Annotated in this window: 25 protein-coding genes; 9 read left to right on the top strand and 16 right to left on the bottom strand. The window is 74.4% G+C overall.

The window, feature by feature from the left end; translation table 11 throughout:
- Window positions 1-47: 47 nt before the first annotated feature.
- On the bottom strand, window positions 48-659 hold the full coding sequence (locus AB0K10_RS19880; protein WP_363685413.1) for a class F sortase: 612 nt from the start codon (window positions 657-659) through the stop codon (window positions 48-50).
- A gap of 86 nt (window positions 660-745) precedes the next feature.
- Window positions 746-1240 (bottom strand): hypothetical protein, encoded by a 495-nt coding sequence (locus tag AB0K10_RS19885; RefSeq protein WP_007459435.1) that lies wholly within the window; start codon window positions 1238-1240, stop codon window positions 746-748.
- A gap of 318 nt (window positions 1241-1558) precedes the next feature.
- On the opposite strand from AB0K10_RS19885, the gene AB0K10_RS19890 reads away from it, so the two are divergent.
- On the top strand, window positions 1559-2866 hold the full coding sequence (locus AB0K10_RS19890; protein ID WP_363685415.1) for an MFS transporter: 1308 nt from the start codon (window positions 1559-1561) through the stop codon (window positions 2864-2866).
- A gap of 47 nt (window positions 2867-2913) precedes the next feature.
- Complete coding sequence (locus AB0K10_RS19895) at window positions 2914-4167, top strand: lycopene cyclase family protein (RefSeq protein WP_363685417.1); 1254 nt, start codon at window positions 2914-2916, stop codon at window positions 4165-4167.
- A 76-nt stretch (window positions 4168-4243) separates the two neighbouring features.
- Here the strand turns inward: AB0K10_RS19895 and AB0K10_RS19900 are convergent, their stop codons facing one another.
- On the bottom strand, window positions 4244-5350 hold the full coding sequence (locus AB0K10_RS19900; RefSeq protein ID WP_363685419.1) for a serine hydrolase domain-containing protein: 1107 nt from the start codon (window positions 5348-5350) through the stop codon (window positions 4244-4246).
- 75 nt (window positions 5351-5425) lie between these two features.
- Window positions 5426-6154, bottom strand: a complete 729-nt coding sequence (locus AB0K10_RS19905) for a tyrosine-protein phosphatase (protein WP_363685421.1) — start codon at window positions 6152-6154, stop codon at window positions 5426-5428.
- Window positions 6155-6235: 81 nt separating this feature from the next.
- Between AB0K10_RS19905 and rnhA the strand changes: the two genes are divergently transcribed.
- Window positions 6236-6709 carry a ribonuclease HI gene (rnhA, locus tag AB0K10_RS19910; protein WP_363685423.1) on the top strand — a complete coding sequence of 158 codons (474 nt, stop codon included), beginning with the start codon at window positions 6236-6238 and terminating at the stop codon, window positions 6707-6709.
- A gap of 166 nt (window positions 6710-6875) precedes the next feature.
- Here the strand turns inward: rnhA and AB0K10_RS19915 are convergent, their stop codons facing one another.
- The 3 genes from AB0K10_RS19915 to AB0K10_RS19925 all read right to left on the bottom strand — a co-directional run bounded on the left by AB0K10_RS19915 (window position 6876) and on the right by AB0K10_RS19925 (window position 9435).
- Entirely contained in the window at window positions 6876-7112 is a 237-nt protein-coding gene (locus AB0K10_RS19915; RefSeq protein ID WP_266241643.1) for a preprotein translocase YidC, read from the bottom strand.
- Window positions 7113-7366: 254 nt separating this feature from the next.
- A complete protein-coding gene (locus AB0K10_RS19920) occupies window positions 7367-8254 on the bottom strand; it encodes a pentapeptide repeat-containing protein (protein ID WP_363685425.1) in 888 nt (295 codons plus the stop codon).
- A 74-nt stretch (window positions 8255-8328) separates the two neighbouring features.
- Entirely contained in the window at window positions 8329-9435 is a 1107-nt protein-coding gene (locus tag AB0K10_RS19925) for a DUF5919 domain-containing protein (RefSeq protein WP_363685427.1), read from the bottom strand.
- Window positions 9436-9598: 163 nt separating this feature from the next.
- On the opposite strand from AB0K10_RS19925, the gene AB0K10_RS19930 reads away from it, so the two are divergent.
- The gene (locus AB0K10_RS19930) at window positions 9599-10207 is read left to right on the top strand and encodes a hypothetical protein (RefSeq protein ID WP_363685429.1); all 609 of its coding nucleotides are present in this window, start codon (window positions 9599-9601) and stop codon (window positions 10205-10207) included.
- 9 nt (window positions 10208-10216) lie between these two features.
- On the opposite strand, the gene AB0K10_RS19935 is transcribed toward AB0K10_RS19930, so the two are convergent.
- Window positions 10217-11023: an SDR family oxidoreductase gene (locus tag AB0K10_RS19935; RefSeq protein WP_363685431.1), complete on the bottom strand. Its 807-nt coding sequence runs from the start codon at window positions 11021-11023 to the stop codon at window positions 10217-10219.
- Window positions 11024-11066: 43 nt separating this feature from the next.
- Between AB0K10_RS19935 and AB0K10_RS19940 the strand changes: the two genes are divergently transcribed.
- Window positions 11067-11669 (top strand): MBL fold metallo-hydrolase, encoded by a 603-nt coding sequence (locus AB0K10_RS19940; protein WP_363685433.1) that lies wholly within the window; start codon window positions 11067-11069, stop codon window positions 11667-11669.
- A 45-nt stretch (window positions 11670-11714) separates the two neighbouring features.
- On the opposite strand, the gene AB0K10_RS19945 is transcribed toward AB0K10_RS19940, so the two are convergent.
- The 7 genes from AB0K10_RS19945 to AB0K10_RS19975 all read right to left on the bottom strand — a co-directional run bounded on the left by AB0K10_RS19945 (window position 11715) and on the right by AB0K10_RS19975 (window position 20957).
- Window positions 11715-13145: a DUF6297 family protein gene (locus tag AB0K10_RS19945; RefSeq protein ID WP_363685435.1), complete on the bottom strand. Its 1431-nt coding sequence runs from the start codon at window positions 13143-13145 to the stop codon at window positions 11715-11717.
- On the bottom strand, window positions 13142-13765 hold the full coding sequence (locus AB0K10_RS19950; protein WP_007459467.1) for an ABC transporter ATP-binding protein: 624 nt from the start codon (window positions 13763-13765) through the stop codon (window positions 13142-13144). The genes AB0K10_RS19945 and AB0K10_RS19950 overlap by 4 nt, the downstream gene beginning before the upstream one ends.
- A gap of 71 nt (window positions 13766-13836) precedes the next feature.
- Complete coding sequence (locus AB0K10_RS19955) at window positions 13837-16215, bottom strand: tetratricopeptide repeat protein (protein WP_363685437.1); 2379 nt, start codon at window positions 16213-16215, stop codon at window positions 13837-13839.
- Entirely contained in the window at window positions 16212-17981 is a 1770-nt protein-coding gene (locus AB0K10_RS19960) for a hypothetical protein (protein WP_363685439.1), read from the bottom strand. The genes AB0K10_RS19955 and AB0K10_RS19960 overlap by 4 nt, the downstream gene beginning before the upstream one ends.
- Window positions 17978-19255, bottom strand: a complete 1278-nt coding sequence (locus AB0K10_RS19965) for an extracellular solute-binding protein (RefSeq protein WP_363685441.1) — start codon at window positions 19253-19255, stop codon at window positions 17978-17980. The genes AB0K10_RS19960 and AB0K10_RS19965 overlap by 4 nt, the downstream gene beginning before the upstream one ends.
- Window positions 19252-19884, bottom strand: a complete 633-nt coding sequence (locus AB0K10_RS19970; protein ID WP_363685443.1) for an ATP-binding cassette domain-containing protein — start codon at window positions 19882-19884, stop codon at window positions 19252-19254. Before AB0K10_RS19970 ends, AB0K10_RS19965 begins: the two co-directional genes overlap by 4 nt.
- Window positions 19885-19973: 89 nt before the next feature.
- The gene (locus AB0K10_RS19975) at window positions 19974-20957 is read right to left on the bottom strand and encodes a WYL domain-containing protein (protein WP_363685445.1); all 984 of its coding nucleotides are present in this window, start codon (window positions 20955-20957) and stop codon (window positions 19974-19976) included.
- Window positions 20958-21001: 44 nt separating this feature from the next.
- Here AB0K10_RS19975 and AB0K10_RS19980 point away from each other — a divergent pair, with 44 nt between their 5' ends.
- The 4 genes from AB0K10_RS19980 to AB0K10_RS19995 are packed head-to-tail and all read left to right on the top strand — an operon-like array spanning window position 21002 to window position 24436.
- Window positions 21002-21481: a hypothetical protein gene (locus AB0K10_RS19980; RefSeq protein WP_363685447.1), complete on the top strand. Its 480-nt coding sequence runs from the start codon at window positions 21002-21004 to the stop codon at window positions 21479-21481.
- Window positions 21481-21954 carry a hypothetical protein gene (locus tag AB0K10_RS19985; RefSeq protein WP_363685449.1) on the top strand — a complete coding sequence of 158 codons (474 nt, stop codon included), beginning with the start codon at window positions 21481-21483 and terminating at the stop codon, window positions 21952-21954. Before AB0K10_RS19980 ends, AB0K10_RS19985 begins: the two co-directional genes overlap by 1 nt.
- Before the next feature lie 56 nt (window positions 21955-22010).
- On the top strand, window positions 22011-23537 hold the full coding sequence (locus tag AB0K10_RS19990) for an NAD(P)/FAD-dependent oxidoreductase (protein WP_363685451.1): 1527 nt from the start codon (window positions 22011-22013) through the stop codon (window positions 23535-23537).
- Between the two features lie 23 nt (window positions 23538-23560).
- Window positions 23561-24436, top strand: a complete 876-nt coding sequence (locus tag AB0K10_RS19995) for an SDR family NAD(P)-dependent oxidoreductase (RefSeq protein ID WP_363685453.1) — start codon at window positions 23561-23563, stop codon at window positions 24434-24436.
- Here AB0K10_RS19995 and AB0K10_RS20000 read toward each other — a convergent pair whose 3' ends face one another.
- Window positions 24437-25906 (bottom strand): cryptochrome/photolyase family protein, encoded by a 1470-nt coding sequence (locus AB0K10_RS20000; RefSeq protein ID WP_363685455.1) that lies wholly within the window; start codon window positions 25904-25906, stop codon window positions 24437-24439. It lies immediately after the preceding gene.
- Between the last annotated feature and the right edge of the window lie 54 nt (window positions 25907-25960).

Raw genomic sequence — 25960 nt, forward strand, 5'->3', positions numbered from 1 at the left:
CGCCATTCTGCCGAGCGGGGTCCAGCTTCCGACAGGGGGCCGCCGGCTCAGGCGGTGCGGGTGGCGAAGACGACGATGTTGTCCACGTAGTTGCCTGTCGCGTCGTCGAACGGGCCGCCGCAGGTGATCAGGCGCAGCCCTGCGGCGTCCGCCGGCCCGTAGACCAGGCCGCTGGGAAAGGCATTCTTGGGGTACGCGTGGACACCGTCCACTGTGAACGTGGTGACCCGTGTGTCGGCGCGGGTGACCTGGATCTCCTGGCCGGCGCGCAGTCGTCCCAGGTCGAAGAAGACCGCCGGGCCGGCCGGGGAGTCGACGTGGCCCACCAGGACGGCGTTGCCGGTCTCGCCGGGGCTGACCCCGTGCCGGTACCAACCGGCCACTGTCGGCTTGTCCAGCGGCGGGACCTCCAGCACCCCGGCGGCGTCCACGCCGACGGCGACGATCTCGGCGCGTACGCCGATGGCGGGAATCCGCACCTGGACGGGCGCGGCGCGGGGCAGCGGCGCCAGGTCGGGCGCGGGCCGGGAGCGTGTCGGCGCGTCGGCCGGCGGCCGTGGGGGGCGGTCCGGCTCGGCGGTGAGACCGACGGTGATCAGCCCCAGCCCGGACACGGCGAGCAGGGCGACCACCGCCGGCAGGGTCCGCCGCCACCACACGTGCTGACCTCCGTGGGGATCGTCGGGTGCCCGTGCCGGTGTCACCGGCACGGGCACCCGTTCTCAGGGATGGAGCGCGTCGCCGGTCAGGCGACGGTGGACACCGGACGACGCCGGCGGAACAGGACCACCGCGCCCGCGGCGGCGGTGCCGAGCAGGGTGCCTCCGGCGGCGAGGGCGCCCGCGTCACGACCGTCGCGGTTGTCGCCGCCCGAGCCGGCCGGCGCGCCACCGATCGGGGTGACGGTGAACGTGGCGCTGCCCGCCGAGCTGCCGTCGCCGCAGGTCGCGGCCACCGTGTACGTGCCGAGTGTGAACCCGGCGGTGAACAGTTCGGCGCTGAGCCCGCCGCCGGCGGCGGCCGTGGTGGATCGGACGTTCTCGTCGCGGTTGGGTCCGGTGACCCGGAAGATGACGTCACCGGACTTCGGGTTGCAGGTCGTCGCGGTGAGTACGACGGTTCCTCCGACCGGGGTGGTGGCCGGTGACACGACGGTGTCGGCCAGTGCGGCGCCCGGCAGCAGGAGCGTGCCGAGGCCCACGCCGAGCGCCGCCGAGCAGAGTGCTGTTGAGACCTTCATACGCGTCTTCCCTCACTTTTCGTCCGCTGACTGCGTGGGACGTCGTTCGGGTGGCCAACTCCGTGACTAGCACCGGTGTGCCCAACACTAGGTGGGTTGGCCCCCCGATCAGGTGAAAATGAGAAACCTTCGTTGCCGTCACGTGTCCACCCGAAGACGGGGGTGAGCAGCCGTTAGGCCCGGACGGCCCGACCGGCGTCGGTGCTCCGGTCGATGTCGCTCCGGTCCGGCTGTCACTCCTGGGTCGATGGCGAGGTATCGGGTGACCACGACTCGATTGCGGTGTCGGCCGGCCTTCTGCCGACCGGAAAAGCACAGGTGGCGGCGGGAGACGCGCTGGTATGTTCCCTGGCCGTGGCACGGGACATGGACGGCGGTATGGGGACGGGGTTCGCCCGGCTGTGGGCAGCCAGCACCCTGTCGGCTCTGGGCAGCGGGCTGGCCACGGTAGCCGCGCCGTTGTTCGTCGCCTCGCGTACCGACGACCCGCTCGTGGTGGCCGCGGCCTCCGCCGTGGCCTGGCTGCCCTGGCTGCTCTTCGCCCTGCCCGGCGGGGTGCTGGCGGACCGGATGGACCGCCGCCGCCTGATGATCGTCATCGACCTGGTCCGGGTGGTCGCGCTGGCCGTCCTGGCCACGGCGATCATGACCGGCCGGGCCGGGGTCGCGCTGCTGTACGTGGTGCTGTTCGTGATCAACACCGGCGAGATCGTGTTCCGCGCGGCCAGTCAGGCCATGCTGCCGACAGTGGTGCCCCGACACCGCCTGGAGCGCGCCAACGGCTGGCTCGGCGGCGGCGCCACACTCATGAACAGCATGCTCGCCGGCCCGCTGGGCGGCTTCCTCTTCGCGCTGGCGGCGGGCAGCCCGTTCCTCGTCAACGCCGTCACATACGCCCTCAGCGCGGTGCTGGTGGCGTTGATCAGCGGCGACTTCCGGGCCGCCGGCAGCGACCCGAGCGCGCCCCGGACCCGCTCGATGCGCGGGGAGATCGTCGAAGGGCTGCGCTGGCTGGCCCACCAGCGGTTGCTGCGCACGATGGCCGTGCTGATCGGCCTGCTCAACGTGACCCTCACGGCGGCCCTCGCGGTGCTGGTGCTGCTGGCCGACGAGCGGCTCGGCCTCGGCTCCGTCGGCTACGGACTGCTGTTCACCTGCATGGCCTGCGGCGGAGTGCTCGGCGCGCTGCTCGGCGACCGGCTCGTCGCCTTGATCAGCGCCACCTGGACGGTGCGGATCGGCCTGCTGATCGAGGCGGGGTTGCACCTGGCGTTGGCCGCGTCCCGCAGCACCGTCGTGGTGGGGATCGCGCTCTTCGCCTTCGGCGTGCACGGCGGCCTGTGGAACCTCGTGGCGAACTCGCTGCGCCAACGACTCACCCCACCGAATCTGCAGGGGCGCGTGGCCAGCACCACCATGTTCGTGGCCGCGGGCGGCAACTGCGTGGGCGCGCTGCTCGGCGGGCTGCTGGCCGCCCAGTTCGACATCACCGCCCCGTACTGGGTCGGGCTGGTCGTGGCGATCGGCGTCTCCGCCGCCACCTGGCGGGTCTTCAACCGCGACGCGGTAGCGCGCGCCTACGCCGACGAGCCTGGGGTCGAGCAGCGACCCGCCCCGGTGCCCTGAGGGGCGCGGCGCGCGGCCCGGCCGGACGGTGTGGCAGCGTGGTGCGGGTGACCGATTCCGCGCCGCTCGACGTCGATCTCGCGCTGCTCGGCGGCGGTGGCGCTGCCTCGCTGCTGCTCGCCGCGCTGGACCGGCACGGCGTCCGCGACCTGCGGATCGCGGTCGTCGACCCGGTCCGTCGGCGCGGCCAGGACCGCACCTGGGCGTTCTGGGGTCACCCGAGCACCGACCTGGACCCGCTGCTCAGCGCGAGCTGGCGGCAGGTCGAGGTGGCGACGCCCGCGCGGCGTCGCGTCCTCGACCTGACCCCGCTGCAGTACGCCATGCTGCGCTCCGGCCCGGTCTACGACCGGGCTGCCGAGGCCGAGCGTCGGCTGGACGCCATCCGGATCGCCGCCCCGGCCGAGGCGGTGACCGACGACGGCGCCCGGGTGCTCGTCCGCACCGGCGGTGGGCCCACCGTGCGGGCCGGCTGGGTGCTCGACTCCCGCCCCCGGCCACCGGCGCGAGCGGGGCGGACGACCTGGTTGCAGCACTTCCGCGGCTGGTGGCTGGAGGCCGACCGGCCGGCGTTCGACCCGGCGCGGGCGGTGCTCATGGACTTCCGCACCCCTCAGCCGGCCCGGGGCGTCTCCTTCGGGTACGTGCTGCCGGTCAGCGACCGCTACGCCCTGGTCGAGTACACCGAGTTCTCGCCCGGCCTGCGCACCGACGCCGGGTACGACACGGCGCTCGCCGGCTACCGCGACCTGCTCGGGCTGGACCCGGCCGGGCTGCGCGTCCGCGAGGTGGAGAACGGGGTGATCCCGATGACCGACGCGCCGTTCCCGGCCCGGCCCTCGCCCCGCGTCGTACGCCTCGGCACGGCCGGCGGCGCGACCCGGCCCTCCACCGGCTTCACCTTCTCCGCCATGTACCGCCAGGCCGACCAGGTGGCAAGCGCGCTGGCCTCCGGCCGCCCGCCGGTGCCGGCGCCCGCGTACCCGGCGCGGCACCGCTGGATGGACGCGGTGGCCCTGCGCGCGCTGGACCGGGGCGGCGTCGGCGGCCCGGAGTTCTTCGACCGGCTCTTCGACCGCAACCCGCCCGAGCGGGTCCTGCGCTTCCTCGACGGCCTCACCAGCCCGGCCGAGGAGATCGCGATCATGAACTCCACCCGACTGCTGCCGATGATCGCCGCCACCGCCGGCGACGCGGCGCACCGCGTCCGTGACCGGCTGCGGCCCGCCCGGCCCGTACCGCCCGTCCCGGCGGCCGTGGTGGGCGGACCGCAGCGGCGAGTCGCCGACGCGGAAACCTGAGCCGGGCCGGGCCGCGCGGCCGTGGTGGGCGGACCGCAGCGGGCCGTCGCCGACCCGGAACCCTGAGCTGGGCCGGTCAGCGCCGGGCCGCCACCGCGTCGCGGACCAGCGCCCGTAGGTCCTCCATCGGGTCGCCGTCGCCGGCGCCGAGCAGCGTCTTCGTCGCCGCGACAGTCAACCCCAGCTCCGGGTACGCGTACGCGAGGCTGCCGCCGCTGCCGGCCGCGCCGAACGAACCGTCGGCGTCCACCGCGTACCCGAGACCCCAGGTCGCCTCCTGCCCGAACACCCACTCCGGCCCCGCCCCGGCCGGCGTCGTGGCGGTGCGCAGTCGGGCCGGCGAGATCAGCCGGACGCCGTCCACCTCGCCGATCAGCGCGGCGAGCATCCGCGCCGCCGCGCGGGCGGTCATGGTGCCGGTCGCCGGCACCTCGGCGGCGAGGACGTCCGCCCGGCTGCCCACCTCCGCTCCCGGCCGGACGCCGGGCGGGGCGACCCGGTCGAAGTTCGGCAGGTTGGCGCTCGCGAAGTCGAACAGCGCGGCCATGTTGCGGTCCTCGACCCGGGCCAGCCGGGCCAGGTCGGCGGCCGGCACCGCGAGGTACAACTCGTCGGCCACCCCGAGCGGCCCGGCCACGTCCTCGGCGAGCACCGTCGAGACGCGTCGGCCGGTCACCCGGCGGACCACCTCACCGATGAGCCAGCCGAAGGTCCACGCGTGGTACGCCTTCACCTCGCCCGGCGGGGCGATCGGCTCGGCGTCGGCCACGATGGCGCACATCCGCTCCCAGTCGGTGAAGTCCTCCGGCGTCACGTCCGCAGGCAGGGCGGGCACACCGGCGGTGTGGGTGAGCGCGTGCCGCAGGGTGACGGTGTCCTTGCCGTGCCGGCCGAACTCCGGCCACACCTCGGCGATCCGCAGGTCGTAGTCCACCTCGCCGCGCTCGGCCAGCACGTGCACCACGGTCGTGGTGAGGACCTTGCCGGTGGACACGCTCCAGATCGGCGTGTCGGCGGTCAACGACCGGCCGGTGGCCCGATCGGCGCTGCCGGCGTGCACCTGAAGGATCGGCTCGCCGTCGAGGTACGCGGCGACCTGCACCCCGGACTCCCGTCCGCTGGCGATCAGCTCGTCAATCGTCTTACGTACGTCGGCCCGCAGGCCGTCCCAGTTCCCGTTCACGACGGTCGACTCTGACAGACCGGTCCCCGATCGCGCGCCCGATTATGGGCCAGGCCCGGCGGGACTCGTGCGGCTTCAGTCGGTGAGCAGCCGTTCGCGCAACCGGGCGGTCAGCGCGTCGTCCACGCCGAGCCGTTCGGTGGCATAGCCGACCACTGACCCGTGCGTGGCCGTCAGGTCAGCCAGGAAGTGGCGGATGATCGCTTCCGGGGCACGCCCGTACCCCGGCCACACCAGCGCACGGTCCGGGTTCAGGGCCTGCCAGTCGGCGACCAGGCGTGCGGTGGCCAGTTCGGTGAGCGCGAAGTCGGCGGCGATCTGCTCCTCGTCCACACCGAGCAGGGCCAGCAGCAGGGCGGCGAGCAGCCCGGTGCGGTCCTTGCCGGACGCGCAGTGGAAGACCAGCGGAGCATCGGCGGCGGCGATCACGTCGAGGGCCTCGCGCAGCTCGGCGACGCCGTCCTCGGCGACCTCGGCGTACCGATCGGCCAGGTGGCGCCACGGGTCCACCGCCGGGTCGATGACCGCCTGGTCGTAGGGGCGGTGCTCGATGCTCAGGTTGTGCCAGGCCAGCCCGTCGATCTCCGGTGCCCGGCCGCGCGCGGCGATCTCCCACGGGTATCGCAGGTCGATCACCGTACGGACGCCGAGCGCCTGGAAGCGGTCCAGGTCGGCGCCGGACAGCTTGCCGAGCGAATCCGACCGGTAGAGCAGGCGCCAGCGCAGCGTGCGTCCGTCGGCGGCGCGGTAACCACCGAGGTCGCGGAAGTTGTGCAGGCGGTCGAACGTGACGTGCCGATCCATCCGGCCGACCCTAGTGGGTCCGGCCCGGCGCGGCTGCCCCGACCGGGGAGGACGACGTCAGCGCCCGGTAGGTTGCCTGCCATGGTGGATGCGGCGGCCGGCAGGGGCGTACAGATCTGGACCGACGGGGCGTGCAGCGGTAACCCCGGGCCGGGCGGCTGGGGCGCCCTGCTGCGCTACGGCGACCACGAGCGGGAGCTGTGCGGCGGCGAGGCCACGCCGACGACCAACAACCGGATGGAGCTGATGGCGGCCATCCAGGCCCTGGAGAGCCTGAACCGGCCGGTCACCGTCGAGTTGCACACCGACAGCACCTACGTGCGCAACGGCATCACGAGCTGGCTGGCGTCGTGGAAGCGCAACGGCTGGCGGACCGCCGCGAAGCAGCCGGTCAAGAACGCCGACCTGTGGCAGCGGCTGGAGGCGGCCTGCGAACGCCACGAGGTCACCTGGCTGTGGGTGAAGGGGCACAACGGTCACCCGGAGAACGAGCGTGCCGACGGTCTGGCCAACAAGGGCATGACCGAGGCACGGGCGGCGCTGGCCGGCCGCTAGGGCTGTGTGTGCTGTTGAGCGGTATACCTCAGAGGTATAAATATGACTCTGAGGTATACCGCTCACACCAGCATCCGCCCCCACGGAGGTGACTGACGGTAACGGCCGGCTACTCCCACCGCCCCAGCCAGGGCTGGGCCGTGCTCGTCCAGGTCGTCCGCTCGGGTCAGCGGGTCGCGTCGGGGTGTCCCGGCATGCTCGATCCACCGCCGCTGCTGCCGGACGAGCCCCCGGCGACCCCCGAGTTGTCGCCCTCGGTCACGATGTCCGGCCGTTCGTCCGTGTCGGCCGGGGGCGGGACCTCGGTGTCCGCCTCGACCTGCACCAACGGCACCTGACCGGCCTCGTCCTCGCTGTGCTGCGGGTCGCCCGGCAGCTCACCGTCACGCTTTCGGTAGCCCACGCCGTGCCCCCCGTCGATACCGGACCGCGTCGGCCGTGGCTACCCGGCGTCGTCACCCACGAAACCTCGCCGGTAGGCAGTCGCCGCTTCGCTGCGCGGGGCCGCCTCCGGCGGGGCGCTCGGCAGGCGCAGGGTCCCCCGGCCGGCGCCGTGGACCCGCTCGGCTGGCGCAGGTTCCGCCGGCGTCCTCGTACCGCTCGGCAGGCGCAGGGTCCGCAGGCCGACGCCGCGTACCCCCGCTTGTCGTGCCGCCGTCAGCGGCGGCGGCCCCGGCGGGTGGGGGCGGCGGCCCGTGCGGGGCGGCGCACCGGCGTGAGCGCGAGCGCCGTCCAGTGCGCCGGCCGGGTCAGCGTCGCCGGCAGGCCGGTGCGGACGTCACCGCGGGCGGCGTCCACCTGGGCCTGGTGCAGGAACAGGGTGGCGCGCAGGTCCGCGCCGCGCAGGTCGGCCCCGCGCAGGTCGGCGCCCGTGACGTCGGCCAATGTCAGGTCGACGCCGCGCAGGTCGGCGCCGACCAGCAGCGCGCCGCGCAGGTTGGCCCGGCGCAGGTCCGTCCGGCGTAGGTCCGCCCCGAGGAGCTGTGCTCCCCGCCGATCGATCCCGCCCGGGGATCGGGCCGCGTCGCTGGCGCGCGACAGCAGCGGGTTGACGCGGGCCCGGTGGGCGTCGACGTCCACGGCGCGCAGCCGCGTCGGATCGCTCTGGGCGAGTGCGGCGATCTCGGCGCGAGCGCGATCCAGCTCGGCGCGCAGCGCGGCCGGTGGGCGCAGCGACACCGCCTCGGTGAGATACCAGAGCAGTTCGTGCAGCGGGCGCAGCACCGTGAACGCCTCGGCCATCGCGGGCAGCGTCTCCGGGGCGTCCCGCCAGTCCCGCCCACCGAAGGTGACCTGGGCGACCTGCTGGCCGGCCCCGAAGCAGTCGAAGACCGTGCAGCCGGCAAACCCCCGCTCCCGTAGCTCGGTGTGGATGCCGCAGCGGTGGTCCGGGCGCAGGTTCGGGCAGGCACGCCCGGCCGGCTTGTCGATGGCGAAGTCGGCCGACGCCGCGAAGGCGGGAACCACGCAGCACAACCCGAAACAGCGCGCGCAGTCGGCGCGCAGCTGCGCCGACCGCGACGGCGGCGCGGGATGGGTCGACACGGGGAACGGTCCTCCTGGCGATCGAGGCGGCGACCCATTGTCTCGCGCCGCGGCGCAACCCGGCGGGGCGGGGTTCACCGTCCGTGCGCGTCGTCTTCCGCCGCGGAGCGGGGAGCGGGGGTACGCGAACCGTCCGGTGGCGGCACCAGCCGGCGGATCTCCCGCTGACCGTCGCCGCCGCCGTACTTCTGGTCGAAGTGCCTGCGGACGGTCGCAACCGGCGTGCGGTCCCCGTCGACCGGCTCCGCCAGGGCGAACACCCCGGGGGCGCCGCCCGGCGCGCGCGGTGGCAGCACCGCCCGCACGGTCAGCGGCCCCCTCGCCTTGAACCCGCCGCAGTCGACGTAGTGCTGCCCCTCCACGCTCACGTAGGGCACCTGCATCTCGATCACGTCGGAGTCGTCGTGGCGCAGCATGACGGCGACGGACCAGTACCGCTCCAGGTTGACGGTGGCCTGCTCGTGCTCCCACAGCTCTTCGAAACGCGCGTGCACGAACCCGCCCCACGGGCTGTCCATGTCCACTTCGAGCTGGGGCACGTTGAACGACAGCTTCCCGATCGGGAAGAACGAGATCAGCGCGCGGCTGTCCCACTGGTAGAGCTGGATCGACGGGGACGCGTCGTAGAGCCGAACCTGCAACCGGTGCCGCAGTCGGGCGTCGAGGGTGTCCTGGAACAGCGCCAGGTGCCGCAGGTTGGTGCGGATCTGGCGCGGCACGTCCACCCGCTGCCGCTCCAACTCCTCGGAGCGCTGCTGCGCGGCCGTGCAGTCCGGGTCGAGCAGGAGCAACTGCACCTGCGCCCCGTTGGCGAGCGCCGCCCGCATCCCCCGTAGCGCCTCCTCGCGTTGCGTGTCCTCCAGCAGGATCGTCCAGGTGTCGAGGATCCGCACCCGGCGTCCGGAGCGGTGCAGCCGGGTCACGAACGCGTGCTGGTCGAAGCTCAGGTGCTCCTGCACCCGCGCCCTGCGGGCCTCCTCGAACAGCGGGTCGAAGATGACGTACGAGATGGCGGCCAGGACCACGCTGGAGCCGATGTTGAGCAGCAGGTCGCTGAGGAAGCCGCTGCTGCGCCAGGCGGCCAGCAGCATCACGAGGGCGATCCCGAGCAGCGCCCCACCGACGCCGAAGGCACGTCGTTGCCGGCCGCCACGGTCGCCCCGCCCCGCCCACTCGGGCATCCGTGCCCCTTCCGTCCTGGCCACCGATCATCGAGATGCGGAGGATACGTGCCGGCTTTGCCGCTCGCTGTCCCGTTCGTGAGGGGCAGTTTCCTCGGCCCGGCCCGCCGTACCGCTCGTAGGGTGACGGTATCGGAGTCGCGCGAGCGCGGAAGGTGACGGTGTGGACGACGCGGAACGCGAGAAGGCGCTGTTGAGCGTCCTCAGCACCGAGCACTACGCCCTACAGACGTCCCGCTCCGGCACGATCGACGAGGCCACTGGCCGCGCCACCATCTTCCTGTCCGTGCTGTCGGCGGCCCTGATCGGCCTCGGCTTCGCCGCAGGCAACGAGAAGGTGGTCCGGCCCTACCTGGGCGCGGTGTTGCCGATCCTGGTGATCATCGGGGTCCTGACCTTTCTGCGGCTGGTGGAGACCACCGTGGAGAACTCGCTGGACCTGAGGCGGATCCAGCGCATCCGTGCCTACTACCACCATCGTCTGGCCAGCGAGCACGACTTTTTCGCCGACGCGGTGGTCTCCGAGGACACTGCGGAGGCGGCCTGGACGCTGGTGGGCACCCGGCCGGGGCGCTGGGAGTTCCTGCTCACCACAGCGGCGCTCGTGGGTGCGGTCAACGCGGCGCTGGTCGGGTCGGGCGTCGCCCTGCTGCTCGGCATGGTCGGGCACTGGCACTGGCTGATGGTCGTGGCGGGGGTGGCGGTCGCGCTGGCGGCGTTCGCGGCCCAGTTCGTGTACATCGTCCGGATGTCGGCGGGATCCAGGGCCTGAGGGTCCCCCTCAGACCCGACGCCAGTCGTCGCTCGTGAGCGCGTTGGCCTGCGGGCCCATCAGCAGCATGCCGCCGTCCACGGGCCAGGACGCCCCGGTGACGTAGCTGGCGGCGGGGGAGGCCAGCAGTGCGACCACTGCCGCCACCTCGCGGGCGTCGCCGGGCCGCCCCACCGGTACGCCGGGCCGCTCCTGGGTGAACGGGTCGACGTCCTCCTGACCGGTCATCGGTGTGGCGATCTCGCCCGGAGCGACGGCGTTGACGGTGATCCCGTCGGCGGCCAACTCCTGGGCCATCACCCGGGTCAGCAGGCCCAGGCCACCCTTCGCGGCGCAGTACGCGGCGGAACCCACCCGGGGCGCGTGCTCGTGGACGCTGGTGATGTTGATGATCCGTCCGCCGGCGCCGGCGGCCCGCATCCGTCGCGCGGCCCGCTGCGCGCAGAGAAAGGGCGCGTCGAGGTCCACGGCGAGCACCTCACGCCACTGGTCCCACTCGGTGTCGACGAACGGCGTCGAGGCGCCGGTGCCGGCGTTGTTGACAAGCACCCCGATCCCGCCGAGCCGGTCGGCCAACTCGTCGATCACCGCCGCCGCGTCCGGCAGGCGGGTGAAGTCCGCCTCGGCGATCTCGCAGCGCCGCCCGGTGGCGCGGACCTCGGTAGCGGTCCGCTCGGCGCCGTCGGGGTCGCCGTACCAGGTGATGCCGATGTCGAACCCGGCCTCGGCCAGGGCGACCGCGCTGGCCTTGCCGATGCCGGAGTCCGCGCCGGTGACCACGGCGATCCTCGGGTAGGTGTCGTATCGCTGGGGCATGCGGTGCGCAGTACCCCGACCCGGCGCGGCGTACCGTCGCCGGATGCGGATCACCCGATTCACACACTCCTGCGTCCGCGTCGAGCACGACGGTGGGGTGCTGGTCGTCGACCCGGGCACCTGGAGCGAGCCGCGGGCGCTCGTCGGCGCGGACGCCGTCCTGGTCACCCACGAACACACCGACCACGTGGACGTGCTGCGCCTGGCCGGGCTGGGCGTCCCGGTGTACGCCCCGGAGGGCGCCCGGCTACCCGACCTCGCCCCGCTGCCGGTGACGCCTGTGCGTGCGGGGCAGCGCTTCACCGCCGCCGGCATCACGGTCAGCGCGCACGGTGGTCGGCACGCCGCCATCCACGAGGGGAAGCCGGACTGCCCCAACCTCGGCTACCTGATCGGCGACGGGCTCTACCACCCGGGCGACTCGGTGCACGTGCCGGACGAGCCGGTGCACACCCTGCTCGTTCCCGCCCAGGGGTCGTGGCTGCGCCTGGACGAGGCGATCGGCTTCGCCCGCGCGGTGGGCGCCGCCGCCGCGTACCCCATCCACGACGCGCAGCTCAACGAGCGCGGCCTGGCCAGCGTCGCCGGTTGGTTCGCCGAAACCATCCCCGGCTACCGCCACCTCACCCCCGGCGACACCGCCTGACCGGCGTCGCCCCCGCGGCTGCGGCCGAGGGGCCGGCCGGCGCGCTCAGCCCAGGAAGAGCTGGACGAGCACCAGCACGGCCAGCAGCGCCGGCCCGCGTGAGCCCTGGCGCAGCAGGTCGACAGGAATCATTCCGAACGGCGTGTTGACAGTCGCGCCGCCGTAGTTGATCGGCGGACGGGTGCCGGCCCGCCAGGCGGCGGCCACCACCCCGACCGCCAGCGTCGGCACCAGCCAGGCCGGCCCGGCGTCGAGGGTCGGCAGGCTCGGCAGGGTCAGCAGCCACCACAGGACCGCGCCGACCGCCGGCACCGCCACGTGGATTCCTCTCAGCGCCGCGTCGCTGCCGCCGAGGGCTCGGCGCAGCCCTGGTGACCGGCTGACCGCGCGCAGGCCACCGGTGAGCCGGTCGGTGGCGACGTACGCGAACACCACCTGCGTGGCGCCGGCGAGCCCCGGCAGGGCGAGCGCGGCGGCGTACTGGACGCCGATCAGCCCCGCCCAGATCAGCAGGGCGCTGGGGTGGCGGCGCAGCCGGCGTACGTCGGCCTGCAGCAGCGCCCACCACGCGGGGCCGGGCAGGAAGCGGCGGCTGCGGACCCGGCCGATGCGCCGCCACCGCCGGCTCTCCACCAGGCTGGTGAGCATGCTCGGGTCGAGCAGGATCGTTGCCGTCGCGGCGGCGTTGGCGAACTGCGCGCCTGTCGTCAGCGTGGCCCGGTCCACCCGGGGCAGCGCCCGCACCGCGAGGACCGTGCCGAGGACCGCGAGGGGCACCCCGACGGCGACCAGCGCGCCGGTCGGCAACGCCGCCGGCCGGGGCAGCGCGTCGCCGAGGCGACCGGCGATCACCACCACTGTCGCGACGGCGGCGGCCGCCACCATCGGCGCTGCCCCGACCACCGTCGGCCAGCGGCGACCGGCCCGGCTGCTCTGGGCGACGACGCTCAGGGCGAGCGCGGCGGCGCCCCACCCGGCGCCGGCCGCAGCGGCCCAGCCCACGGCGCCCAGGTCGGTGACGCCGCCCAGCACGGCCACGGCCACCGCGAGCAGCGCGGTGCCGGCGGCCGCGCCGGCCAGCAGGACGCCGAGGCGCGGCGCCAGCCAGGCCCGCCTGTCGACCGGGGCGCTTGTCACCCAGCTCTGGGTGGCCGGGGTCACCAGCAGCGGACCGAGCGCGCGCAGACCTCGCCAGGCGAGCCCCGCGCCGGCCAGCAGCGCGGCCACCGCCAGCCACCAGCGCACCCCCTCATCGGCCCGGCCGACGGTGGGGGAGACCAGCACGTCGCGGCTGGCGCTGACCGCGAACCAGCCGTACATGCCCACGAAGAGCACGACGACGTACGCGTCGCCCAGCACGTCGCCGAGGGAGTGCTCGTGGTGGCGGCGGCGGGCCCGGCGCAGGTGTGTGCGTACCTGGCGGGCGCTGGGCAGCCCGGCGGGCACCTCGGCGATCGTGGCCGGCGGGGCGCTCACCGACCGATCTCGATCCGCTCGTCGACCACCGCGTCGATCAGCTCCGGGTCGTGCGAGGCCAGCAGCACGGCGGTGCCGGCGTCCCGTTCCCGGCGCAGCCGGTCGGCCAGCCACTGCCGGCCGCGGACGTCCAACCGCTGCTCGGGCTCGTCCAGGATCAGCACCCGTCGTGGGCGCACGAAGCACGACGCCAGCGCCAGCCGGCGGCGCTGCCCACTGGACAGGGTCACCGGCAGCTGGTCACGGGCCGGCTCCAGGCCCAACTCGGCGAGCACCTCCTCGACCGGCTCGGCGTCGCCCCCGTGGGCGTACGCGACCAGCTCCAGGTGCTCGACCACCGACAGGTCGGGGAAGAAGTCGATGTCGTCCAGGGCGGCCGCGACCAGCGCCCGCACCTGCGGATCGGTCTCGTCGGCCCGGCGGCCCTGCACCAGCACCTCACCGGCGTCCGGACGGTCCGCGCCGACCACGCACCGCAGCAGGGTGGTCTTGCCGCTGCCGTTGGGGCCCAGCACCACCGCGATCCGGCCGGCCGCCAACGTGAAGCTCACGTCGTCGAGCACGACCAGGTTGCCGAAGTTGCGGCTGAGTCCCCGCACCGAGAGAGCGTCCACGGTCACACACTCTCCCAGACCCGCGCCACCGGCCAACGTGAGCGATGGACATCACGCCGCCCGGCGGGACCCACAGCTCAGGGGCCGGCCGGCGGCGGGTCGGCGTCGCGCTCCAGGCGCTCGTCCGCGGCGGCCAGCGCCCGGTCGTCGTCGACCTCCTCGGCCACCGTCGCCGCGTCCGCCCAGAGCCGCCGCGCCTCGGCCCCGTCGCCCAGCGCGGCGGCGGCGTCGCCCAGGTACAGCAGGGTGCGGCCCAGCCCCGCCGTGGGCGGGGTCTCCGCCCGCAGCCGCCGGCTCTCGGCCAGCAGCTCGTACGCCGCCCGCGCCTGCCCCGGCGTGCTGGTCAGCAGCGTCGCGCCGGCGTTGAGCAGCGCCGCGGCGCGGCTGGTCGGGTCGTTCACCGACTCGTACTCGCGCAGCGCGGCCCGCCACGCCTGCGCCGCGTCCAGGTGCTCGCCGAGCGTGGCGTGCACCAGCACCAGGTTGGTCAGCGCCGCCGCGTAGCCGCGCGCGTCACCCACCGACCGGAACGTGTTCGCCGCCCGCACCAGGTGGTGGTGCGCGGTGTCCAGCTCACCTCGGGCGAGTTGCGCCGCGCCCAGGCCCAGGTCGGTGAGCGCGTGACCGGACTGGTCGGCGGACGAGCGGTGCCGGCGGGACAGCTCCAGGTGCTCCACCGCGTCGTCGAGCTGCCCGAGGTCGAGCAGCGCCAGCCCGAGATTCATCCGCGCCTGCGCGGTGCCCCGGCGGCCGCGTTCGGCCACCGCGAGGGTGAGCGCCGCCGCCGCGCCCTGCGGGTCGTGCCGGCGTCGCCGCAGCACGCCGAGCTCGTTGTGCGCCCATCCGGCGATCTCCGGCCGGTCGTCGGCCGTCGGGGTGGCCAGGACCGTACGGCAGACCTGCTCCCACTCGTCGAGCCGCTCGACGTGCGCGAGCCACCCGCACAGCGCCACGGCCAACCGGAACCACCACCGGCGGACCCGCCGGGGCAGCGTCTCGGCCGCCCCGGCCGGCACCCGGACCACCGCCAGCAGCAGCTCCTGGTGCAGGTCGAACCAGCCGTACGGGTCGTCGTCGAGCGGTAGCGACCACTCCCGGTCCGGTGGGGAGCCGAGCACGGCCAGGTTGGCCGCGTGTCGTTCGGCCCGGCGGGCCAGGTGCCGGGTCAGCCGGGCCTGCGCGGCGACCCGGGAGCGGGCCGGTTCGGCGTCGCGCAGGTGCAGTCGGGCGTTCGCGGCGAGCAGCGGGCGGACCTCGTACCTGTCGCCGGGCGCCCCCACCACGAACGCGGCGGCGGCCAGCTGGTCGAGGAGCGCGCTCACCCGCTCGGGGTGGCGGCGGGCCAGCGCGGCGATTGTCGGCCGGTCCACCGGGGCGGGGGCCAGCGACATCAGTCGGTACAGCCGGCGGGCCTCGCGGGTCAGCGCCCGGTAGGCGGTGTCGCGTTCGGTGACGAGCTGGGCCGCCGGCGAGACGGCGACCCGCTGGTGCGGCGGGGTACGCACCGCGCGGCGCAGCGCGTCCAGCACGTCGGAGTGCCGCCAGCCGTGCTGGGCGGTGCGGTAACCGAGCGCCCGTACGGTGCGGGGTTGCCGCCCGCACAGGTCGACGATCTCGCGTACCGCCGGGTCGGTGCGTGGGTCGGCGCGGCGGATCCGGGCGGCGGGCGCGGCCCCACCGGCCGCCGCGAACAGCTCGACGGCCTCGTCCGGGCCGGGCTCGGCGAGCCAGTGCTCCACGACTCCGTTGAGACCGCTGAGCGCGGGGCCGCCGGCCAGCAGCAGTCGGCAGGTGCGGGCGGTCGGCGGCAGCAGCGCGCGGACCTGTTCGGGCCGGTCGACGTTGTCCAGCACCAGCAGGATCTTGCGACCGTCGAGTTTGCGGCGTAGCGCGGCGGCGGCGGCCGCGAGGGCGTCCGGGCGGCCCGACGTCGGTGGCGTGGTGCCCAGGACGCCCGCCAGCGCGGTGAGCACCTGCCGCGGGGAGCGGGGATGACCGCCGCGGCGCAGGTCGAAGTGATATTGCCCGTCCGGGAAGTCGTCGCGGAGCAGGTTCGCCGCCTGGACGGCGCAGGCGGACGTGCCGACCGCCCGCCGGCCCAGCACCGCCACCGCGTGCTCGCGGGCGAGCAGGTCGAGCACCGCTTGGACGTGCTCCTCGCGGCCGGCGAACCCGGCCGTGTACGGGAGGGTGGGTACGTCGGTCTGCGGTGTGGTGACGACGTCGGTGGGCTCCGGGCCGGTCTCCCGGATGGCACGACGTCGGCGTAGCTCGAACACCACGAAACCGAGGCCGCCGAGGACCGCCAGCACGATGCTGGCCGGGCCGAGCACGCTCGCCGCGAACTCGGAGAGCAGGTTGCTGGCCAGGTTGCCGAACACCCCGCTGAGCAGCGTGCCGATCGTCACGAGCACCGGCCAGCGCGGCACCCGGCCGTTACCGGTGGGGCCGGTCACCGGACGCCCCCGGAGACCAGCCCGGCGACGAGCTGCCGCCGCGCCAGCACCATCAGCACCACCGGAAGCACCGAGGCGAGCACCGATCCGGCGGCCAGAACGCCACTGTTGGACACGAAGCCGCGGCTCTGGCCGGCCAGGAACAGCCCGACCGGGGTGGCCTCCGGCCCGCTGAACAGCAGACCCACCGCCAGGTCGTTCCAGACCTGGACGAACTCCAGCACCGAGACGGCGATCACGGCCGGCAGGTTGTGCCGGGCCAGCCGGTGCAGGGTGCCCCACCAGCGCCGACCACCCAGCCGGGCGCCGCGCACCTGCTCGGCGGGCAGGTCGGCGAACGCGTTGCGCAGCACCAGCACCGCGAACGGCACCCCCAACGCCACGTGCACGATGGCAAGCCCGCGGGAGGTGCCGGAGGAGAGCACGACGCCGAGCACCTCGTTGACCGGCCCGGCGATCACCTGCACAGGCACGACGGTGGCGGCCATCAGCAGCAGCCCGGTCGCCTGCGCGGCCGGCCCGGTCAGCCACGCCAGCGGGTACGCGGCCAGCAGCGCGATCACCAGCACCGTGGCGGTGACGACTGTCGCCAACAGCAGCGTGAAGCCCAGCGCCCGCCACAGCTCGTCACCGCCGAGCAGCGCCGCGTAGGAGCCCGTCCCGGGCGGGGCCGACCACCAGCCGCGGGCGGCGGCGTCCACCTGCCCGTGCGCGGATGTCGCCACGAGCACGACGAGCGGGATCAGCCAGACCACCGCGCCGCCCGCGGCGAGCAGCCGGAACAGCCGTCGCGGCGGCGGCGTCGTCGGTGCGGGCCCGGGTGTCGCCTCGACGCGGGGCGGCGGCCACGCCTGACGGACGAAGAACGCCGCCACCAGCATTCCGGCGACCACCGCGACCAGCCAGACGACGCCGAGCGCGGCCCCCTGGCCGGTGGTGGTGCCGCCCGAGGTCTGCCAGACCCGCAACGCCAGCACCGCCGCGTCGTCGCGGACCGACCCGGGCGTCATGACGAGGATCAGGTCGAAGGTGCGGCTGGTGCCGAGCGCCACCAGCGCGAAGACCACCGCGACGGTGCGCAGCAGCAGTGGCCGCCACTGCGCGTCCCACAGGACGTGTCGTCGTCCGCCGCCGTAGGCGCGGACCGCGTCGGCAAGGCTCGGCGGCAGCCGGTCCAGTGCGGCCCGGAAGACAAGCACCGCCAGACCCACCCACGCCCAGACGAACGCCGACATCAGCGCCACCGTGACCAGGCCCGGCCCGAGCAGTTGCGGCGCGTCGTCGGCCGAGCGGCCGGTCAGCCGTGCCGCGAGCAGGGTGGCCAGGCCCCGGGTCGGGTCGGGGTCGTACATGAGGCGGAAGGTCACCCCGGTGACGACGAGCGGCAACGCCACCGGCACCAGCAGGATCAGGCGGACCAGCCCACCCTCGCCGGAGCGGCGGGACGCCACGGCGAACAGGTAGCCCAGCGCCGTCACCACCGCCGGCACCAGGATCGCCCACAGCACCGTGCGGCCGACCACCGCGCCGGTGCCGGGCGCGGCGAGCGCGGCGCGGAAGTGCTGCGCGCCGACCCAGCGACCGTCGGTGGTGACGCTGGCGTGCAGCGTACGCAGCACCGGCCACAGCACCAGCCCGCCGAGCAGCAGCGCCGCCGGCAGCAGCAGCGCGGACGTCGCCCCGGCCGCCGGATAGGCCCGTCCGCGCCGGGGCGGGCCCACGTCGTCGAGCACCGCCAGCTCGCCGAGCACCTTGACCTGGCTCATCGGCCACCGCCCGCGTCGCGGGCCGCCGCCGCGAGCTGCCCGGTGGCCCGGCGAACCGCCTCACCGGCGGAGACACCGTCGGTGACGTCGGAGAAGAAGTCCTGCATGATCCGCCAGATGCCCACCCCGTCGGAGCCGGTGAACGCCCCGGGCAGTTGGTCGGAGAGGTCGAAGTGCAGGGTGTCCGGACCGCGCATCTCGCGGGCCAGTTGGCGACGGACCGGGTCGGCGTAGTCGGTGAGCGCGATGGTGGTGTTCGGCGACAGGTAGCCGCCGGCGCGCAGCCACGGCCGGAACGAGTCGGCCCGGGTCAGCCACTCGACCAGCTCCACCCCGCCCCGGGCGTCGGCGAACACCACCGCCACGTCCCCGCCCACGATCAGGGCGCCGCCGCCCGTGCCGGCGCTCGGGAACCGGAAGGTGACAGGCTCCTCCGGGCCGCGCCGGAACCGGCCGACCACCTCCGCGGTGAAGTCGGCCTCGAAGACCATCACCGCCCGTCGGGAACGCACCACCTGGATCACCGACTCCTCGTACTGGGTGAGCAGGGCACGCCTGCCGCCGCCGGGGAAGGCCCCGTCGATGCTCCACAGCTCGGCGAGCCGGTCCAGGGTGTCGCGCACCGGCCGGCCCTGCCAGTCGGCGTCCGGCCCGGCGAGGGCGTCGTAGGCGCTCGGCGCGAGGTCGGCAAGCACGTTCTCGAACCAGTCGGTGAGCACCCACCCGTCGGCCGCGCCGATCGCCAGCGGCGCCGGGCCTCCGTCGCGCCGTGAGAGCGCGCCGAGGCGGCGGGTCAACGAGACCAGCTCGTCCCAGCTGGTCGGCTGCTCGGGCAGCATCGAGGGCAGGTGCCAGACCAGGGACTTGTGCGCGGCCTTCACCCAGACGCCGTAGCGCTGCCCGCCGGTCAGCAGCAGGTCGCTGAGCCCGATGGGCACCGCGTACTCGGTCGAGGGGCGCACCGGGCGCAGCCAACCCCGCGCGGCGTACTCCGTCACCAGGCCGGGACGCGACAGGATCGCCACGTCCGGCGAGGTGCCCGCGAGGTGTCGGGCGCGGAGGAACGCGTCGATGTCGTTGCCGGCGCTGACCACGCGCACCGGGTCGGGATAGGTGGCCACGACCTCCCGGAAGCGGTCCAGCTCGCTGCCGCTCCACACCACCGCGACCTGCACCGAGCGGCCGCCGCCGGCACACCCGGCCGCGGTCGCCGCCGCGCCGGCCGCGGCGGCCCGCAGCAGCGTACGCCGGGTGAGCCGGCCGGCCGGCGTCACCGCAGCGCCTCGTCGGGCTCGGTGACCAGCTCGTGGTGGCGGGGGATCTCGGCGAGCGTCGCCGGGTCGGCGGTGCAGACGAGCACGGCCACCCCCGGCGCGTCCGGCGGCGCGAGTCGGGGCAGCAGGTCACCGAGGCGACTGCCGCCGGACGGGTCGACAGGCAGGTCGACGACGAGCACCTCGGGCAGGCAGACCGCGGCGCGGGCCAGCGCCACCCGGAACCGCTGGGCGTCGGAGAGCAGGTGTGGCAGCAGATCCAGTGTCGGCGCGAGCTCCAGCCGGTCCACCACCGTCGCCGTCCAGTCGTCGGCCACCTCGTGCACCCGTTCGCGTTTGCGCTGGCCGTACTCGATGTTGCGGCGCACGGTGAGCTGCGGCAGCAGCGCGCCGCCGGCGGGTACGTAGCCGATCTGCCGGCGCGGCGGCGCGAGAGCCGTGACGTCCCGGTCGCCGACCATGATCCGCCCGGTGACCGGTGCGGCGAGCCCAGCGAGGACCCGGGCCACGGCCGTGCCGACCCGGGGCGGCGCGACCAGGGCGAGCGTCGCGCCGGACGGGACGTCGAGGGTCACCGGCCCGGTGCCGGGGACGGCGACCAGTGCGCGTAGTCGTAACGTGGCCCTCACCTCCGGTGACCGCTGATGCCCGTCCCAGGGTGGCACACCCTGCCGACAGTCGATGTCCCGCCGATCTTCCACTGTGGAAGAGGGGGTGGCTACTGGCCGGCGGGGGCGTAGAGGGCTGCCAGCGCGGCGGCGGTGGCGGCCAGGCGATCGCGCAGCGCGACAGGGGTCAGGACCTCCACGTCGGCGCCGAGGCGCAGCAGCTCCCCGTGGGCGTGGGTGAGCGACTCGATCGGCAGGACCGCGGTCACCCAGCCGCGCGCGTCGGGCGGCCCGGCGCTGGCGTCCACCGCGGACACCACCGGGTCGCCGCCGATCTCCCGCAGCCGCTCCCGACCGGCGGGGGACAGCCGTACGGTGGCCTCGTCGCGGTGCAGCCGGGCCCGGAACCGCACCACGTGCTCCCGCCACCAGGCCGGCAGGTCGAAGTCTGCCGGCCGGTCGAACTCCTGCGCCAGCGGGGTCAGCGCGAGGATCTGGTTGACCCGGTAGGTCGCCGGCTCGACCCGGCCCGGTCGGGTGGCCACCACGTACCACCGGCCGCCCTTGAGCACCAGGCCGTACGGCTCCAGCACCCGTGTCACCTCGCCGCGCCAGCCGCGGTAGCGCACCTCGACGCGCTGCTGCCGCCAGACGGCCTCGGCGGTGCGGGCCAGCTCGGGGGAGGCGTCGCCGTCGGCGTACCAACCGGGTGTGTCCAGGTGGAAGCGCTGCGACAGCTGGGTCGCCCGGTCGCGCAGCGGCTCGGGGAGCGCGGCGTGCAGCTTGCGTTGCAGCGCGGCCACCACGTCGCCGTCGCCCAGCTCCCCGGCCGGGCCGGGCAGTCCGGCGAGGAAGAGCCGGTCGGCCTCGTCGGCGGTCAGGCCGGTCAGCCGGGTCCGCCAGCCGTCGACGAGTTGGTAGCCGCCGGCGTGCCCGGCCTCCCCGTAGAGCGGGACGCCGGCGGCGTGCAGCGACTCCACGTCCCGGTAGATGGTGCGCGGGGAGACCGACAGCCGCTCGGCGAGCTGCGCGGCGGTCAGCCGGCCGTGCGACTGGAGCAGCAGCAGGACGGAGAGAAGTCGACTGGCCCGCACTTCACTGACACTAGCTGTCAGGGGACGGGTTCTACCGTCCCGGCATGGCATTTCACGACAAGGATCTACGAACGCCGGGACCGGTCACGGTGGATGGTTGGCAGCTCAAGCGTTACCACATCGACCAGCCGGAGCGGCCCATCGAACCGGAGGTGGAGAAGGCCGCGTACGACCAGGTGCCCCTACTGTTGGTCGACATCATCGACGACGGCACCCCGGCCGCCGGGTGGGTGGTGCTGCACCGGGGCGCGGACACCGGTGCCTACCTGCTGGCGTACACCTGGGTGTGGGACAACGCGGTGGAGGTTCGTGTCGCCGCGGCCGGGCAGCCGGCGCTGGACTGTCCCGACGACGACCCGACCCACTTCGTCGAGGTACGTCGGCCCGCCGTCGGCTGCGTCTGGGAGCTGGCGGTGCTGGAGCACGAGCGGGCCGCCTGGGTCCGGCACATGCTGGCGCCGGAGGCTCCCGACCTGACCGGCTACCTGAGTGACACGCGAGCGGAAGGGCCGGTGGGCCGCTGATGGGCGACTTCGACTTCTACGTGGGCACCTGGAACGTGGTCAACCGGCGGCTGCGCGAGCGGCTGACCGGGTGCGACGAGTGGGAGGAGTTTCCCGGGGTGTCGGTCGCGCACAGCTTCTTCGGCGGGGGCGGCAACTTCGACGAGATCACCTTTCCGACCAAGGGTTTCTCCGGCGCCACGATCAGGATCTTCGACCCGGCGAGCGAGCTGTGGTCGATCTACTGGATGAACAGCGGTCGCGGCGAATTGGAGCAGCCGCCGATGGTGGGGCGTTTCGTCGACGGGGTGGGGCGCTTCTACGCCGACGACCAGCACGAGGGGCGTCCGGTGCGGTGCCGGTTCATCTGGTCGGGCATCACCGCGACCACGGCCCGCTGGGAGCAGGCGTTCTCGGTCGACGGCGAACGCACCTGGGAGACGAACTGGATCATGGAGTCCACCCGGGCGTCCGACCAGGTCACCGCGCACTAGGTGCCGGGTGTCCGGGGCGGTGTTAGTGTCCGTTCACCGCCCCGGAACCGAGGTTCGTGATGCCCTCCGACCACGTCGACGTGCTCATCATCGGCGCCGGCCTGTCCGGCATCGGCGCCGCCTGCCACCTGCGCCGCGACTGCCCCGACAAGACGTACGCGGTGCTGGAGGCCCGTGACGCCATCGGCGGCACCTGGGACCTGTTCCGCTACCCGGGCATCCGGTCCGACTCGGACATGTTCACCCTCGGCTACTCCTTCAAGCCGTGGGCCGACGCCACGGCCATCGCCGACGGCGCGGCCATCCGCGCCTACGTGCGGGAAACCGCCCGGGAGTACGACGTGCAGCGGCACATCCGCTTCTCCCACCGGGTGGTACGCGCCGAGTGGGACAGCGGCACCGCCCGCTGGACGGTGCACGTCCGGCGCACCGACACGCCTGGGAGCGACACCGCCGCGACCGTGGTGTTGACCTGCTCGTTCCTGTTCGCCTGCACCGGCTACTACCGCTACGACGAGGGCTACACGCCGGCGCTGCCCGGCGTCGACGCGTACGCCGGGCGGCTGGTGCACCCGCAGCACTGGCCCGACGACCTCGACCACACCGGTAAGCGGGTGGTGGTCATCGGCAGCGGCGCCACCGCCGTGACAGTGGTGCCGGCCATGGCGCAGCGAGCCGCGCACGTGACGATGCTGCAACGCTCACCCACGTACGTCATCGCCCTGTCCTCGCGCGACCGGCTGGCCGGCGCGCTGCGGCGCTGGCTGCCGGCGAAGTCCGCGTATCGGGTGGTGCGGTGGAAGAACGTGCTGCTCTCCACTGTCAACTTCCAGCTCAGCCGACGCGTGCCTGGCCTGGTCAGGCGGCTGCTGCGGCGGGGCGTGAAGCGTCGGCTGCCGGTCGGCTACGACGTGGACCGCCACTTCTCGCCCCGCTACGACCCCTGGGACCAGCGGCTCTGCGTGGCGCCCGACGGCGACCTGTTCACCGCCGTGCGGGAGGGCCGGGCCTCGGTGGTGACCGACACCATCGACACGTTCACCGCGCACGGCGTCCGGCTGACCTCCGGCGACGAGTTGCCCGCCGACATCGTGGTCACCGCGACCGGGCTGAACCTGCTCGCCCTCGGTGGCCTGACGCTGCGCGTGGACGGCGTCGACGTCGACCTGTCCGACACCGTGGCCTACAAGGGCATGATGCTCTCCGGCGTGCCCAACTTCGCGCTGACCATCGGCTACACCAACGCGTCGTGGACCCTCAAGGCCGACCTGGTCGCCGGCTACGTCTGCCGGCTGCTGCGTCACCTGGACCGCACCGGCCAGCAGGTCGTGACCCCGCTCCCGCCGCCCGACGCGCGGCGGGTGCCGCTCATCGACCTGCGTTCGTCCTACGTGCTGCGCGGCGTCGACGTGCTGCCCAGGCAGGGCGCGCGGGCGCCGTGGCGGCTGCACCAGAACTACGCCCGTGACGTGCTGCTGATGCGGCACGGCCGGCTCACCGACGAGGGGGTGCGGTTCTCGCGCGCTGGCGAGGTGACCGCGCCCGGCAGCACCAGACGTCCCGTCGCGTCCGAGCGTCGGTAACCGCCAGCAGAGGAGCACCGATCATGCAGAGGTTCGACTTCGCCGGCGCGACAGCCGTGGTCACCGGAGCGGCCAGTGGCATCGGTGCCGCGTTGGCGCACGGTCTGGCCCGCCGGGGCAGCGATCTGGTCCTGCTGGACCGCGACGCCGAGCGGCTGGGCGCGGTCGCCGCCGCGATCCGCGCCGACCACCCCGATCGACAGTTGCACACGTACCTCGTGGACCTCGCCGACGCGGCGGCCGCCGCCCGCGTCGCGGTGGAGATCCGCCAGCGGCATCCCCGCGTCCGGTTGCTGGTCAACAACGCAGGCGTCGGCCTCGGCGGTCGGTTCGACCAGGTCACGTTCGACGAGTTCAGCTGGGTGATCGACATCAACTTCCGGGCCGTGGCGCAGCTGACCCACGCGCTGCTGCCCACCCTCAAGGCCGAGCCGGGCGCGCACCTGGTCAACATCTCCAGCCTGTTCGGGCTGATCGCGCCCGCCGGGCAGACCGCGTACGCGGCGAGCAAGTTCGCCGTCCGCGGCCTCACCGAGGCGCTGCGCCACGAACTCGTCGACGACGGCATCGGCGTGACGTCGGTGCACCCCGGCGGGATCCGCACCCGGATCACCGAGAACGCCCGGGTCGGCAGCGGCGTGTCGATCGAGGAGTACACCGCCGGTCGGGCCCAGTTCGAGAAGCTGCTCACCATCGCGCCCGAGCGGGCCGCCGAGGTGATCCTGCGCGGCGTCGAGCGGCGTCGGGGCCGGGTGCTGATCGGCTGGTCGGCGAAGCTGCCCGACCTGCTGGCCCGGCTCCTACCGGCCTCGTACAACCGGCTGCTGGTCGTCGGCCTCAACGCCGGCGTCGCCCGGCCCGCCGCGCAGCCGCCGGCACCGGCTGCCGACACCGCCTGATCACGGTGCGGTGCTGCCCCGCTTCTCCTCCTGCGCCACCACCGCGTCGCGACGCTCCGGCTCGTCGCGGCGGGCCAACTCCGCGGCGAGCCGCGGGTCGGCCACCAGCCGTTCCCGGTTGCGGTGCAGGAAGCTCTCGAAACCCCCGGTGTACGGGCAGGCCAGCTCGCCGAGCGCCCGTTCCGGGGTGTAGCGGCAGCCGCCGCAGTAGTCGCTGATCTCGTCGATGTCCGTGCCGTCCACCGCGTACGGGCGGGTGTCCACCCTGGCCAGGTCGGCGTACTGGCTCATGCCGATGACTGTCGCGTTCATCACCCAGTCGGTGCCGTCGACGAAGCAGCGCCGGAACCAGTCCGCGACCTCGGTGGGACGCCAGCCGCGCTGCAACGCGTAGTTGCCCAGCACCAGCAGCCGGGGGCTGTGGTGCGTCCACGCCCGGTCCCGGACGGCGGCGAGCACGTCGGCCAGGCAGCGCGCCTCCACCGCGTCGGCGTCCAACTCGGCGAACCACTGCGGCATCGGCTCGGTCGCGGCCAGCCAGTTCGCGCCCCGGAACTCGGGCTCGTGGTACCAGTACAACTGCCAGAGGAACTCCCGCCAGCCGAGCAGCCCCCGGATGAACGGCTCCACCGCCGTACGGGGGGCGGCGCCGGACCGCCAGGCCTGCTCGGCGGCACGGACGGCCGGCTCGGGGTGCAGCAACCCCAGGTTGAACGACGACGACAGCGTCGAGTGCGCGAACAGCGGGTCGTCGGCGCTCATCACGTCCGCGTAGCGGCCGTACCCGGGCAGCCGGTACGTCAGGAAGTGCGCCAGCCGGGCCTGCGCCTCGGCGTGCGTGGCGGGGTGCTGCCGGGGGCCGTCGCGGCCGACGAACCGGACCCCGTCGGCCTCCCACCGGTCCAGATCGTGGCGGACCTGCGCGTCGATGTCGTCCTCGACGATCGGAGGCGGAGGCGGTGGCGTCGCCGACGCGGCCGGGGCCTCCGCCCGGGGACGACGTGGCGTCGGGGCCCCACCGATTCCCCGGGCCGGCCCGCTCAGCACGTCGTGCCAGCGACGGGCCTGCCGGTAGAAGTCAGCCATCCGCAGCGGCCCGCGACGGATGCGGTCCGCCCAGGCCACGAAGTCGGCCTGGTCGGTGATGAAGCCGCGCGGTGGCAGCACTGTCAACCCGGGCACCGAGCGGGCGAAACCCAGCGCGGCCCGGGAGTGCGGGTGGCACACCTCCACCGGCTCGGCGACCTGCGCGAGGGCCTCGCGGAACGTGTCGGTACGCAGCAGCAGCGCCCGGTCGCCCAACTCGGCGGCGCGGTGGCGCAGGGCGGAGAGGATCAGGTGCGCCTTCTGCCGGTGCAGCGGTCGACGGCGAAACAGCTCCCGGATCTCCACCAGCAGGACCGGCTGATCGGGGTCGTCGAGGAAATGTGGCCCGAGTTGGTCGGCCAGCAACCATCGGCGGCGAGGCATGCCGCGATTCTGCCCAATTCTGGGCCGTACCGCGCGTCGGCAGGCCGGGTGGTC

This window comes from Micromonospora sp. NPDC049274, assembly GCF_040678875.1.
Lineage (GTDB): Bacteria > Actinomycetota > Actinomycetes > Mycobacteriales > Micromonosporaceae > Micromonospora.

Excerpts from the sequence above, each read along its gene's own strand:
- AB0K10_RS19985 (WP_363685449.1), top strand. The coding sequence starts at position 21,481 with ATGGGCGACTTCGACTTCTACGTGGGCACCTGGAACGTGGTCAACCGG.
- AB0K10_RS19935 (WP_363685431.1), bottom strand. The coding sequence starts at position 11,023 with ATGCCCCAGCGATACGACACCTACCCGAGGATCGCCGTGGTCACCGGC.
- AB0K10_RS19925 (WP_363685427.1), bottom strand. The coding sequence starts at position 9,435 with ATGCCCGAGTGGGCGGGGCGGGGCGACCGTGGCGGCCGGCAACGACGT.
- AB0K10_RS19960 (WP_363685439.1), bottom strand. The coding sequence starts at position 17,981 with ATGAGCCAGGTCAAGGTGCTCGGCGAGCTGGCGGTGCTCGACGACGTG.
- rnhA (WP_363685423.1), top strand. The coding sequence starts at position 6,236 with ATGGTGGATGCGGCGGCCGGCAGGGGCGTACAGATCTGGACCGACGGG.
- AB0K10_RS19905 (WP_363685421.1), bottom strand. The coding sequence starts at position 6,154 with ATGGATCGGCACGTCACGTTCGACCGCCTGCACAACTTCCGCGACCTC.
- AB0K10_RS19995 (WP_363685453.1), top strand. The coding sequence starts at position 23,561 with ATGCAGAGGTTCGACTTCGCCGGCGCGACAGCCGTGGTCACCGGAGCG.
- AB0K10_RS19885 (WP_007459435.1), bottom strand. The coding sequence starts at position 1,240 with ATGAAGGTCTCAACAGCACTCTGCTCGGCGGCGCTCGGCGTGGGCCTC.
- AB0K10_RS19940 (WP_363685433.1), top strand. The coding sequence starts at position 11,067 with ATGCGGATCACCCGATTCACACACTCCTGCGTCCGCGTCGAGCACGAC.
- AB0K10_RS19980 (WP_363685447.1), top strand. The coding sequence starts at position 21,002 with ATGGCATTTCACGACAAGGATCTACGAACGCCGGGACCGGTCACGGTG.
- AB0K10_RS20000 (WP_363685455.1), bottom strand. The coding sequence starts at position 25,906 with ATGCCTCGCCGCCGATGGTTGCTGGCCGACCAACTCGGGCCACATTTC.